The organism is Streptomyces shaanxiensis (assembly GCF_039537145.1).
In the GTDB taxonomy this organism is placed as follows: Bacteria; Actinomycetota; Actinomycetes; order Streptomycetales; family Streptomycetaceae; genus Streptomyces; species Streptomyces shaanxiensis.
The window spans coordinates 276,864-289,497 of record NZ_BAAAZY010000028.1; the positions used below are offsets into that span (position 1 = coordinate 276,864).

Here is a 12,634-nt window from a genome sequence, read left to right on the forward strand (position 1 = left end):
CCCCCGCGTCGCCCGAGGCAGACGGCAACCCCGACCAGGCCGTATCGGGGCCGGGCCGGAAGTGCTGAGTATAGTTGGCTGGCAGCCAGTCAACGCAGGAGTTACAGCATGTCCCCGCGCAGCGCCTCGGTCAATGAAGAGCTGCGGCGGCGATCCCGGGAGCGGCTTCTGCAGGCGGCCGTCGAGCTGGTCGGCGAGCGGGGGTACGACGCCACGACGCTGGGCGACATCGCGGACCGGGCGGGCTCGGCGCGCGGTCTGGTGTCGTACTACTTCCCGGGCAAACGCCAGCTGGTGCAGTCCGCCGTGCACCGGCTGATGCACCGCACACTGGAGGAGGCGCTGGAGCGCGAGCCGCGCAGCGAGGACGGCCGGGAGCGCATGGCCCGGGCCATCGACGCGATCCTGGGCCTGGCCCGTGACCGGCCCGTGCTGATGCGCCAGCACATGGCGGGGATCCTGCTGGGCGAGGGCTTCGTCCAGTGCCCGGAGCAGCGGCGTCTGGCCGAGCTGCTGCGGGAGACCTGCGTACGGCACGGCTCGCCGGACGTCGACGCCGACTACCCGATGCTGCGCGCCCTGCTCATGGGTGCCGTCTACGCGGCGCTGGTCCCCGGGGTGCCGATGCCGGTGCCGGTGCTGCGGGCCGAGCTGTTCGCGCGCTACCGGCTGGAGTGGTCGATGGGAGTCCCGCCGGACTCGGAGGCCGAGCCCGGCGGGACGAGCGACACGGATCTGTCACGGTTCTTCGCTACCGGGTAGCCAACGCAGTCACCCGGCTGCCCGGACGGTCAGTCGAAGTAGTCCGGCTGCGTCTGGACGTTGAGTTCGCGCAGCTTGACCCAGCGGGCCGGGTCCGTGCGCCGGTCGTCGATCTTCAGGACGTCGAAGCCCCGGGCCATCTCGTTCGAGTAGATGTAGCCGTTGTAGTAGTACGCCGACCACGAACCCCCCGACCGGAGCGTGTCGGTGCTGATCGGACCACGGTCGAAGTACGCGATCTCCTTCGGGCGGGCCGAGTCGGTGAAGTCCCAGACGGAGACGCCGCCCTGGTACCAGGCCTGGACCATGAGGTCCTTGCCCTTGACCGGGATCAGCGAGCCGTTGTGGGCGACGCAGTTCTCGGTGTCCGCCTGGTGCCGGGGGATCTTGAAGTAGCTGCGGAAGACGAGCTTGCGCTTGTCGCCCTTGCCGACGATGTCGTAGATGCCGTCGGCACCACGGTCCGGGCCGATCTGCGCGTTGCAGGTGGCCGCGCCACCGCCGCCCAACTCGTCGGTGAAGACGACCTTGTTGGCCTTCTGGTTGAAGGTCGCCGAGTGCCAGAACGCGAAGTTGACGTTGTCCTGGACCTGGTCGATGACCTTCGGGTGCTCGGGATCCTCGATGGAGAGCAGGATGCCGTCGCCCATGCAGGCTCCGGCGGCGAGGTCCTTCTCGGGCAGGACCGTGATGTCGTGGCAGCCGGTGGTCTTGGAGACGCCCGGGTTGGTGGGCGCGCCCGGGTTGCCGCCGCCGTCCGGGCCCTCACCGGGGAACAGCACCGGGAAGCTCACGACCGCCGCCTTCTCGGGCGCGTACCGCGGCACCTTGATGACGGAGATTCCGTCGTGCGGCGGCTGGCAGTCCGGGTAGGTGGCGTTCGGCGAGTACGAGGAGACGTAGACGTACACGTTGCGGCGCTCGGGCACCAGCGTGTGGGTGTGCGAGCCGCAGGCCGTCTCGACCGCGGCGACGTACCGGGGATTCGTCTTGTCGCTGATGTCGAAGACCTTCAGGCCCTCCCACGAGGACTTCTCGGTCACGGGCTGCGTGGTGCTGTTGCAACTGCTGTCGCTGCGCGAGGAGTCGGTGGACAGGAACAGCAGGTTGCCGGAGACCGTGATGTCGTTCTGCGAGCCGGGGCACAGCACCTGCGCGACCGTCTTGGGCGCCTTCGGGTCGCTGATGTCGAAGATGCGGAAGCCGTCGTAGTTACCGGCGAAGGCGTACTTGCCCTGGAAGGCGAGGTCCGAATTGGTGCCCGGGAGCACGTCCTTGGGGACGTTGGCCACGTGCTTGATGTTGGCGGAGTGGACGATCTCGTCCTGGCCGGGTATCTCGCCGTCCGCGAGAGCCTCCTGCACCTCGGCCCGAGTGCTCTTGGATATCTCCTTCTCCGCGACGGGTCCGTCCCCCGGATCAGGGGTGGCGACAGCCGGCTGCGCGGTGAGCAGCGCGGCCAGCAGGCCGGTGGCGGCTGCGGCAACTCCCAAACGTCTGCGTCGCGTTCGGGTAATACTCAACAGGATCACTGTTTCCTCCCTTGTCCGTTCCCACTGGAACGGTTGATGCAAGCCCGAGTATCGTCATGGCCATGCACATAACAACAGGGGGCAATGAACATGTAACGAAGACGCCCTTCCGCCGGACACCCGCCTTCACTGCCGTACTGGCCGTACTGGCCGTACTTACGCTGGGCGGCTGCGAGTCCGAACCGAAGGCGGCCGAGGAGAGCGGACCTTCGGTGATCGTGCCCGGCAAACCCGGCGAGGCGAACCAGAAGCTGTCCGCCGAGGAGGCCGCACGGCAGCGCGCCGAGGACGACTCCCCCAACTCGGCCGACGTCGCCTACGCACGCATGATGATCGAGCACCACACCCAGGCCCTGGAGATGACCGAACTCGTCCCGGACCGTGCCGAGTCGACGAAGGTCAAGGCGCTCGCCGAACGGATCGCCGCCGCACAGGGCCCGGAGATCGCGGCCATGAAGGGCTGGCTCAAGAACCACGGCAAGTCCGAGAAGGCCGGGGAGAGCGACGGCCACGAGCAGCACGCCTCGATGCCCGGCATGGCGACCGAGGCACAGCTCGAGAAGCTGCGTGCCGCGCACGGGAAGGCGTTCGACCAGCTCTTCCTCACGTTGATGATCACCCATCACGACGGGGCGCTCACCATGGCCACGGACGTGAAGGGGCAGGGCAACAACATCGTGATCGAGGAGATGGCCGACGAGGTGGTCGCTCAGCAGACGAGCGAGATCACGCGGATGCGCGACATGCTCTGACGGACCCGTTCGGTCCGGTCCGCCTGAGGGCCGCGCTCAGCGGCGGGCGCGACGCGGCGTCAGGAAACCCGCGTCGCGCGCCTGCCCGATGAGCCTGAGCGACCTCCGCCGGCTGTGCCCCGTCGCCCGCATCACCGCGAGCACGGGGTCGCCACCCTGTTCCTGGGCCGCGCGGTACTCCTGCGCGACGAGCCACTGCCCCTCGACGCCGAGCGGCCAGGCCGGCCGGGCGCGGCTCGCCCTGGTGCCCCCGCCGTCCGGTTCGGCCGCGATCCCGCACGCCTTGGAGAGCGGGTCCTCGATCCAGTCGGCGAGCGCCGCCAGGTCGTCGAGGGAGAGCGCCGGGCGGGCCCGTACGTCCTCGATGGAGACGCCCTCCTCGGACACCACGGCAAGCGCGTCGACGTGGGCGCCGTCGCCGAACTCGAGCCGGACGCCCAGCCATGCCGTGGCGCCGGCACCGTCCCGCACTTCCCACGCGGGCCACACGGACACGCTGCCGTCCGAAGCACAACGATCGGAAAGATTAAGAAAGGATGCTTCCAGCACACACGCAACGTAACCGCATGATCACATTCCATACTGAACGAACACGCGCCTCGACGGGCGCACAGCACCCTGTCAGCGGAGCGGCAGCGGTGCGATGCTGGACTCGAGAGCGACTCCTGAAGTTCCGCGAAGCCCCCGACCAACCCTCGCCCAAGGAGTTCCGCCGTGCTCCGTATCGCCGTCGTCGGCTCCGGGCCGAGCGGGTGCTACACCGCCCAGAGCCTGGTACAGCAGGACCCCGACGCGCTGGTCGACGTCCTGGACCGGCTGCCGTGCCCGTACGGTCTGGTGCGGTACGGGGTGGCGCCGGACCACGAGAAGATCAAGTCCCTCCAGAACAACCTGCGGACGGTTCTGGAGCACGAGCGGGTGCGGTTCCTCGGCGGCGTCCAGATCGGTCCGGGCGGAGTGCCGACAGCCCGGCTGCGGGACCTCTACCACGCGGTCGTGTACTGCGTGGGCGCCGCCACCGACCGCCACCTGGGGATTCCCGGCGAGGACCTGCCGGGCAGCTGGTCGGCGACCGAGTTCGTGTCCTGGTACAGCGCCCACCCGGACTCCGTCGACGACGGCTTCGTGCTCGGGGCGCGGTCGGCGGTGGTCATCGGCATCGGGAACGTCGCGGTGGACGTCACTCGGATGCTGGCACGGGGCACGGCGGAGCTGAGCCCCACCGACATGCCCCAGGCGGCGCTCACCGCCCTCGGCGCGAGCCGCGTGACCGAGATCAGCATGGTCGGGCGCCGCGGTCCCTCGCAGGCCCGCTTCACCACCAAGGAACTGCGCGAACTGGGCACGCTGCCGGACACGGCGGTGACCGTGGATCCGGCCGAGCTGGCGCTGGATCCGGCATACGCCGACCCTTCCGGCCTCCCCGCCCCGCAGCGCCGCAACATCGAGGCACTCCGCGCCTGGGCCGAGACCCCGCCCCAGGACGCCGGCCACCGCATCCGGCTGCGGTTCTTCCTGCGCCCCGTCGAACTCCTCGCCGAAGCCGGGCGCGTGAGCGCGGTCCGCTTCGAACGAACGGCACCCGACGGCCGGGGCGCGGTCACGGGGACGGGCCGCTACGAGGACATCGAGGCCCAGCTGGTGCTGCGCTCGGTGGGCTACCGCGGTGTGCCGCTGGAGGGCCTGCCGTTCGACACGGCGACCGGCACGGTGCCGCACTCCGACGGGCGCGTCCTGCGCGAGGGCCGCGTGGCGCCGGGCGAGTACGTGGCCGGCTGGATCAAGCGGGGCCCGACCGGCGTCATCGGCACCAACCGCCCGTGCGCGAAGGAGACGGTGACGTCACTGCTGGCGGACGCCTCCGTACTCGTACGGAGAGAAGTGGCCGAGGACCCACTGGCGGCACTGCGCGCCGAGGGGGTCGAGCCGGTGGAGTGGGCGGGGTGGTGCGCGATCGAACGGGCGGAGGCGGAGCTGGGTGCGTCGCTGGGCAGGGGTGTGGTGAAACTGCCTGATTGGCAGTCCCTCATGACCGCCGCGCACGACAGCGCCCCGTAAGGGGCGCGGGGCTGTATCGATCTGCGGCTCCCCCGCGTGGGCGCGAGCAACCACGAAGGCCCCGCACCCGGCAACCCATCAGCAACACCCTTGAAATCAACAAACTGTTCAAGGAGCCTACGGTCTCGCCCATGACTGAGAGCGCACCCGTACACCCCGTCGACGAGATCCCGCCCAAACGCCACCTGGCCGCCTTCGGCCTGCAACACGTCCTCGCGATGTACGCCGGCGCCGTGGCCGTCCCCCTGATCGTCGGCGGAGCCATGAAACTCCCGCCCGCCGACCTGGCCTACCTGATCACCGCCGACCTGCTGGTGTGCGGCATCGCGACACTGATCCAGTGCATCGGCTTCTGGCGCTTCGGCGTACGGCTGCCGATCATGCAGGGCTGTACGTTCGCCGCCGTCTCCCCGATGGTGCTGATCGGCACGACGGGCGGCGGACTCCCCGCGATCTACGGCTCGGTGATCGTCGCGGGCCTCGCGATCGTGCTGCTGGCGCCGGTCTTCGGGAGGCTGCTGCGGTACTTCCCTCCCCTCGTCACGGGCACCGTGATCCTGATCATCGGCCTCTCGCTGCTGCCGGTCGCGGGCAACTGGGCCGCCGGCGGCGCAGGTTCCGCGGACTTCGGGGAGCCGAAGAACCTCGCGCTGGCCGCCTTCGTCCTCGCGGTGGTGCTCGGTGTGCAGCGGTTCGCGCCGGTGTTCCTCAGCAGGATCGCCGTGCTGATCGGCATCGCGGTGGGGCTGGCGGTCGCCGTGCCGTTCGGGTTCACGGACTTCGGCGGGGTGGGCGACGCCGACTGGGTCGGGGTCAGCACGCCGTTCCACTTCGGGGCGCCCACGTTCGAGTTCTCGGCGATCGTGTCGATGCTGGTGGTGGCGCTGGTGACGATGACCGAGACGACCGGTGACCTGATCGCGGTCGGCGAGATGACCGACCGCAAGGTCGAGCCGCGCTCCCTCGCGGACGGCCTGCGCGCCGACGGCCTGTCGACGGTGCTGGGCGGTGTCTTCAACACCTTCCCGTACACGGCGTACGCCCAGAACGTGGGCCTGGTCGGCATGACCCGTGTGCGCAGCCGCTGGGTGGTGGCCACCGCGGGCGGCATCCTCGTGCTGCTCGGCCTGCTGCCCAAGCTGGGCGCGGTGGTGGCGGCCATACCGGCTCCGGTGCTGGGCGGTGCGGGACTGGTGATGTTCGGGACGGTCGCCGCGAGCGGGCTGCGCACCCTGGCCGAGGTGGACTTCAAGGGCAACAACAACCTGACGGTGGTGGCCGTTTCCGTGGCCATGGGCATGCTGCCGGTCGGTGTGCCGACGATCTACGAGAAGTTCCCGGACTGGTTCCAGACGGTGATGAACAGCGGCATCAGCGCGGGCTGTCTGACGGCGATCGCGCTGAACCTGCTCTTCAACCACCTGCCGGCGAAGGCCGGTTCAGGAGCCGCCGAAGCGGATTCAGGCGCCGCCGAGCCGGGCGGCCTGCCGGGTGGCGGCGTCGAGAAGGGCGTCGAGCAGCCCCGGGAAGAGGCCGTCTAGGTCGTCCTTGCGCAGGCCGTTCATCTTGGCCGTGCCCCGGTAGACCTGCTGGATCACACCGCTCTCGCGCAGCACCCGGAAGTGATGGGTGGTGGTGGACTTGGTGACCGGCAGGTCGAAGTGCGAACAGGAGAGCTCGTCGCCCACGGCGGCGAGCTCTCGCACGATCTGCAGCCGCATCGGGTCGGACAGCGCGTGCAGCACGCCTTCCAGACGGATCTCCTCGCGCGTCGGGTGCGGGAGGTCTCGGCTGCTGACAGCGGGGCTGGTCACGGCGGCTCCACTTCGTCGGGTTCCTCCATTGTACGAGAGCCCTCGTAGTTTGACACTTCCCGTACTACGATGCCTATCGTACTAGTCGACCGATGGTCCCCGTGACGAATGGAGTCCGCCATGAGTGCGCTCTTCGAGCCCTACACCCTGCGCGAAGTGACGATCCCGAACCGGGTGTGGATGCCCCCGATGTGCCAGTACTCGGCCGCACCGGAGGGCCCCGAGATGGGCGTCCCCAACGACTGGCACTTCGCGCACTACGCGGCCCGCGCGGCCGGCGGCACCGGGCTGATCATCGTCGAGGCCACCGGCGTCAGCCCCGAGGGCCGGATCTCCCCGTACGACCTGGGCATCTGGAACGACACCCAGGTCGAGGCGTTCCGCCGCATCACGCGGTTCCTGGTGTCGCAGGGCACCGTGCCGGGCATCCAGCTCGCCCACGCGGGCCGCAAGGCGTCGACCGACCAGCCCTGGAAGGGCGGCGCGCCGGTGGGGCCGGACACGCATGGCTGGCAGCCGGTGGCGCCGAGCCCGCTCGCGTTCGCCGACGGGCACCCGGTGCCGACCGAACTGACGGTCGCCGAGATCCAGGAGATCGTCGGGCAGTTCGCGGACGCCGCCCGGCGCGCCCTCGCCGCCGGCTTCGAGGTCGCCGAGGTCCACGGCGCCCACGGCTATCTCATCAACGAGTTCCTCTCCCCGTACTCCAACCACCGCACCGACGAGTACGGCGGCTCGTACGAGAACCGCACCCGTCTCGCCCTCCAGGTCGTGGACGCCGTACGGGAGGTGTGGCCGGACGACAAGCCGCTGTTCTTCCGTATCTCGGCGACGGACTGGCTGGAGGAGAACGGCTGGACCGCCGACGACACGGTCCGCTTCGCCGCCGACCTCCGGGCTCACGGCATCGACCTGCTCGACGTCTCCACCGGCGGCAACGCCGCCCGCGCCCGCATCCCCGTCGGACCGGGCTACCAGGTGCCGTTCGCCGCGCGGGTCAAGGCCGAGACCTCGCTGCCGGTCGCCGCGGTCGGACTGATCACCGACGCCGAACAGGCCGAGAAGATCGTCGCCAACGGCGAGGCGGACGCCGTCCTGCTCGGCCGCGAGCTGCTGCGCAGCCCGTCGTGGGCACGGCACGCCGCCCGGGAGCTCGGCGGGGACGTGCATGTGCCGGACCAGTACCACCGGTCCGTCTGATCGTCACCGGAAGCGAGTCGGCAGGTACCGGCTCATCAGTCGCTCCAGCTGGGGCACGGCGCGCTGGCCGGACACCGCGAGCGCGATCGACGCGGCGACGCCCGCCCAGGCGACGGGACCGAGCGGTGTGCAGCCGAAGAGGTGGCTGACGCCCGGGGTCTCGACCAGGACGAACAGAGCGGCCCCGGAGCCGAGGGCGGTGGCGCGGACCAGCGGGCTGCCCCGGCGGTCGGCCAGCGTCTGGGCGAGCTGCGTCCCGACCACCGCGCACAGGGCCATCGTGGTCGAGCGACGGGCACTGCCCGGTGTGAAACGGCCGAACAGCCAGGCGGACGTCGCGCCCAGCGTGGTGGTCAGGGCACGGTGGCGGATCTTGCGGATCAGGGGCGCGCCGAGGAGTGAGGTGCCGAGGGGTTCGGTGGCTTCGGTGCCGTTGCGGCCATCCGGGCTCTGCTCGCTGTCCGCGGCCCCCGGCTTCTCCGGCTCCTTCGGCGTCACGGCCACCGCCATCGCCGGGAACAGGTCGGTGAACAGGTTCACCAGCAGCATCTGGCGGGTGGACAGGGGCGCCGCGCCCGACAGGAGGGTGCCGAGGAGGCCGAAGCCCACCTCGCCCGCGTTGCCGCCGATCAGGATGGCGATGGCGTCGGCGACGCTGTGCCACAGGGCCCGGCCCTCGGCGACCGCGTCGATCAGGACCGTCAGATCGCCGTCGGTGAGGACGAGGTCGGCCGCGTTGCGGGCGGCCGCCGAGCCGCGGGCGCTGATGCCGACGCCGATGTCGGCGGCACGGATGGCGGCGGCGTCGTTGGCTCCGTCGCCGACCATGCCGACCACCCGGCCGGCGTCCCGCAGCGCCTCGACGACCTGGAGTTTCTGCTCGGGCGCGACCCGGGCCACGACGCCCATGTCGGCCAGCATCCGGGTGCGTGCCTCCCGGTCCGCGGACGCCAGCTCGTCACCGGTGACCACGCCGGTGTCCTCGGGCCAGCCCAGCTCAGCGGCTATCGCCCGGGCGGTCTGCGGATGGTCGCCGGTCAGCATGACGGGCCGTACGCCCGCCTTGCGCAGCCCCTGGACAAGGGCCGTGGAGGTGTCGCGCGGCATGTCGGCGAAGGCGAGCAGACCGGTGAACTCCAGCTCCTCCAGGGATTGTTCGAGGACGTCCGCCGCCTTGTCCGGCGCGTCCAGCCTGCGCCGGGCCACCGCCAGGACGCGCAGTCCCTCGCCGGCCAGCGACTGCGCCGCCTCCGTCGCCGACGAGGTCAGGCCGGAGCAGGCGGGCAGTACCGTCTCCGGGGCGCCCTTGACCACGAGCACCGGAGTGTCGTCCTCGGCCCGGCCGACGGCGGCGGCGTAACCGCGGCCGGCCTCGAAGGGCAGGCCCTCGGTCTGGGACCACTGGGGGTCGGGGGCGGCCGCGTCCAGGACGGCCTCGTCGGTGGCGTGCACGGGCCGGTCCGAGTCGCCGTCGAGCTGGGGGCAGGCTCGGGCCGCGACCCGCAGCGTGGCGTCGGCCGCCTGCTCGTCCGGCTTGCGGGCCGTGCCGTCCGCGTCGCTCACGCGCACCAGACGCAGGCGGTTCTCGGTCAGCGTGCCGGTCTTGTCGAAGCAGATGGTGTCCATCCGGCCGAGCGCCTCCAGGGTGCGCGGGGCCCTGACGAGGACTCCCCCGCGGCTCAGCCGACGGGCGGCCGCCAGCTGAGCCACGGTCGCCACCAGCGGCAGCCCCTCGGGCACCGCGGCCACCGCCACGGCCACCCCACCGCTCACGGCGCGGCGGATGGGGGTGCCGCGCACCAGCGACAGAGCCGTCACCCCGGCGCCGCCTGCCAGGGTCAACGGCAGGGCCTTGTCGGTGAGTTCGCGCAGCCTGGCCTGGACTCCGGCGGACGGTGGCGTACGGGCGGCGAGGGTCACGGCCCGCGAGGCCTCCGTTCGCTCCCCGGTGTCCACCACGACGGCCCGGGCCTGTCCGGCGACCACGGTCGTGCCCTCGAACACCATGCAGCGGCGGTCCGGCACGGCGGCGTCCGGCGTCGGCTCGGTGCCCTTGTCGGCCGACAGGGACTCTCCGGTCAGCGCGGACTCGTCCACCTCCAGGCCGTCCTCCCACAGCAGCCGCGCGTCGGCGGGCACCACGTCCTCCGCCCGCAGCTCGATCACGTCGCCGGGACTGAGCTTGGTGGCGTCCACGATCCGCGCCCGGGACGACGGCTCCTCGGTGGTGACCCGAGCCTTCTGCTTCTGCTTGGCCAGCAGCCCGGACAGCGCCCGCTCGGCCCGCATCCGCTGGACGCCGCCTACCAGCGCGTTCAGGTCGAGCGCGCCGACGACCAGCAGGGCGTCCAGGACCGAGCCGAGGATCGCCTCGGCGGCCGAGCCGACGGCCAGGACCGGGGTGAGGGGGTCGTCCAGTTCTCCGCGCACCGCCCGGGCCAGCCGCAGTGGCCCGCTCACCGGTGCGAAGACGCGCCGCCGGCCCATGGCCTGGAGGGTCTGACGCGCACGGTCGGTGACCTGCTCGGACAGGGTCGGCTCCGGGCCCGGCTCGTGCTCCAGCCGGTCGCGGACCTCGGTGGGCTCCAGTTCGTGCCAGGCCACGCGGGGCCGGGGGTGCGGGGCGCGGGCCGCCGCCACGCCGAGGGCCGCGCGCACGCCGCTCAGCAGGGCCCATGCCGCGCTCGCGTCGACCGGCGTGTGCCGCAGGCCGGGCCATGGCGTACGGCGACCGCGCCGGGACTTGCCCACAGCCACCAGGATCCCGGACAGGGCGGCACCGGACCGGGCCAGGGTCTGCGACCTGCGGCCGACCCCGCGCGCGGCCGGGACCGCCCGCAGCAGCCGCCACACGTCGGCCAGGCCGTGCGGGACCAGCACGTCCGCACCCCAGACGACGGCTCCATCCCGGTCGGTGAGGGCGACGGCCACATCTCCGGCGAGCAGCCCGGTGAGCACGTCCTCGTCGGCCACGTCCGGGCGGGCGACCGTGACGACGACGCCGTCCTTGTCGCGCACCGCGTCCACCACGTCGCTCAGCGACCGCTGGTCGCTCACCACCTGGTCGGCGAGATTCGTGAAGTCTGCCAGTGCGGGGTCGTCCACCATCACGACCCGCAGGCCGGCGCGCCGCGCCGCGTCCAGCACCGCCTCGGCCCACGGGTCCGCGCCGGCTCCGGGGGTGCGCATCGCGCTCGGGTGCAGGACGACCGTGTCGGCCATCTCCAGCTGACGCAGTCGTTCGGTGTCGCGCACCAGGACGCCCGTGCGCGACAGCGCGGAACTCAGTACGGCGTGGAAGGCCGCGGGTCCGTAGCGGGCGGCCTTCGGGGAGCCCGCCAGCACCGCCTCCGCAGCCTCGGTGCCGTCGTGCTTGACCAGCAGCGTGGCCAGCGCGCCCACCAGGCTGCCTGCCTCGGCGTGTCCGGCGTACTCCTGGGCGGGCGAAGTGCGCAGCGGCGGGCGCGAGCGGTGGTCCCCGGCCACGCCTGCCCGCTCCGGCACGCACACCTCGTCGTGGACCATGTCGAACGCCGCCGCGCGGGCCACCGTGTCCGCCAGCTGGAGCGTGCGCAGCGCGCCGTCGAGCACCAGCGCGGTCGGGGTGCGGCCGACGCCGTGGGCGGCCGCGTTCGCGATCGCCAGTGCCACGTCCATGCGGGAGCGGCCGAGCCTGGCCCGCAGCCACCCACGGAAGCGTGGATTCTCCCGCAGCAGCGTCACCAGCGCGGTGACCGACCGGGGTGAGGCCGGCAGGCGCAGGACGTACCCGGTGAACGCGGTCGCGATGCCCAACCCGTCGGCGGCGAGCGTCGTGGCGGCGGCCCGCACTCCGGCGGGGTCGGCCGGGTGCGGGATGTCGTCCACCGCCTCGTCGGCGGGAGCGAGTCCGTGCCGGGCCGCGATCTCGGTCGCCTTCTCCAGCACCCGGTCACCGGCCGACTCCTCGACGGCGGTCACCACCAGCCGGCGCAGCCCGCCGTCCCAGTACGCGAGGGCCACGTCGGGCCGATTCGCCAGCGCCGTGGCGACACGGCGCGCCGCGTGCTCGGTCCCGCCCTCCCGCCGTACGCGCTCCGGCGCCTCGGCCCGCAGCGCGAGGTGGGTCCGGGTGCCGGACCGCCAGGGGTGCGGGCGGACGGGCAGCGTGCCGCGGGCGACCCGCACGACGCGCGCCGCGGCGTCGGCGGTGCGTACCCCGGCCCGGGCCGTCGAGGCCACGGCTCCCACGGCGGCTCCCACCGCGGGTGCGGCTCCCTCGGCCAGCAGCCGCGGCCCGGCCATCACCAGCCCGGCCGCGGCCGCGGCCGGACGTGTCAGGAGTCCCAGAACCATCGCTCGCCCTCGCTCCACCTCGCTCGACAGCGCCTTCCGTGCGCCCCGGGTTCCCGCAAAACGGCATGTCATCCGCGTACGGGCGCCCCGGCAGGGGATGCCGGGGCGCCCGTGGGCCGAGGGCGTAGCGTCGAGCGAGGGCGTCGTCAGGCGCTCGGCTCGCACCGCGGTTCCGCTGGTG

Annotated in this window: 9 protein-coding genes; 5 read left to right on the top strand and 4 right to left on the bottom strand. The window is 72.2% G+C overall.

Annotated elements, in window-relative coordinates:
• Window positions 1-108: 108 nt before the first annotated feature.
• A complete protein-coding gene (locus ABD932_RS39490) occupies window positions 109-762 on the top strand; it encodes a TetR/AcrR family transcriptional regulator (RefSeq protein WP_345020734.1) in 654 nt (217 codons plus the stop codon).
• Between the two features lie 29 nt (window positions 763-791).
• On the opposite strand, the gene ABD932_RS39495 is transcribed toward ABD932_RS39490, so the two are convergent.
• Window positions 792-2,294 (bottom strand): LVIVD repeat-containing protein, encoded by a 1,503-nt coding sequence (locus ABD932_RS39495; RefSeq protein ID WP_345020736.1) that lies wholly within the window; start codon window positions 2,292-2,294, stop codon window positions 792-794.
• Window positions 2,295-2,356: 62 nt separating this feature from the next.
• Here ABD932_RS39495 and ABD932_RS39500 point away from each other — a divergent pair, with 62 nt between their 5' ends.
• Complete coding sequence (locus ABD932_RS39500; protein WP_345020738.1) at window positions 2,357-3,046, top strand: DUF305 domain-containing protein; 690 nt, start codon at window positions 2,357-2,359, stop codon at window positions 3,044-3,046.
• 36 nt (window positions 3,047-3,082) lie between these two features.
• Here the strand turns inward: ABD932_RS39500 and ABD932_RS39505 are convergent, their stop codons facing one another.
• A complete protein-coding gene (locus ABD932_RS39505) occupies window positions 3,083-3,541 on the bottom strand; it encodes a DUF6214 family protein (protein ID WP_345020740.1) in 459 nt (152 codons plus the stop codon).
• Window positions 3,542-3,760: 219 nt separating this feature from the next.
• On the opposite strand from ABD932_RS39505, the gene ABD932_RS39510 reads away from it, so the two are divergent.
• Together ABD932_RS39510 and ABD932_RS39515 are read left to right on the top strand one after the other, a co-directional pair.
• The gene (locus ABD932_RS39510) at window positions 3,761-5,104 is read left to right on the top strand and encodes an FAD-dependent oxidoreductase (protein WP_345020742.1); all 1,344 of its coding nucleotides are present in this window, start codon (window positions 3,761-3,763) and stop codon (window positions 5,102-5,104) included.
• Window positions 5,105-5,235: 131 nt separating this feature from the next.
• Window positions 5,236-6,645 carry a nucleobase:cation symporter-2 family protein gene (locus ABD932_RS39515; RefSeq protein ID WP_345020744.1) on the top strand — a complete coding sequence of 470 codons (1,410 nt, stop codon included), beginning with the start codon at window positions 5,236-5,238 and terminating at the stop codon, window positions 6,643-6,645.
• On the opposite strand, the gene ABD932_RS39520 is transcribed toward ABD932_RS39515, so the two are convergent.
• Window positions 6,565-6,918, bottom strand: coding sequence for an ArsR/SmtB family transcription factor (locus ABD932_RS39520; RefSeq protein ID WP_345020746.1), 354 nt, complete (start codon window positions 6,916-6,918; stop codon window positions 6,565-6,567). The genes ABD932_RS39515 and ABD932_RS39520 overlap by 81 nt on opposite strands.
• Window positions 6,919-7,038: 120 nt before the next feature.
• On the opposite strand from ABD932_RS39520, the gene ABD932_RS39525 reads away from it, so the two are divergent.
• Window positions 7,039-8,118 carry an NADH:flavin oxidoreductase/NADH oxidase gene (locus ABD932_RS39525; RefSeq protein WP_345020748.1) on the top strand — a complete coding sequence of 360 codons (1,080 nt, stop codon included), beginning with the start codon at window positions 7,039-7,041 and terminating at the stop codon, window positions 8,116-8,118.
• Window positions 8,119-8,121: 3 nt separating this feature from the next.
• Here ABD932_RS39525 and ABD932_RS39530 read toward each other — a convergent pair whose 3' ends face one another.
• The gene (locus ABD932_RS39530; RefSeq protein ID WP_345020750.1) at window positions 8,122-12,453 is read right to left on the bottom strand and encodes a cation-translocating P-type ATPase; all 4,332 of its coding nucleotides are present in this window, start codon (window positions 12,451-12,453) and stop codon (window positions 8,122-8,124) included.
• Between the last annotated feature and the right edge of the window lie 181 nt (window positions 12,454-12,634).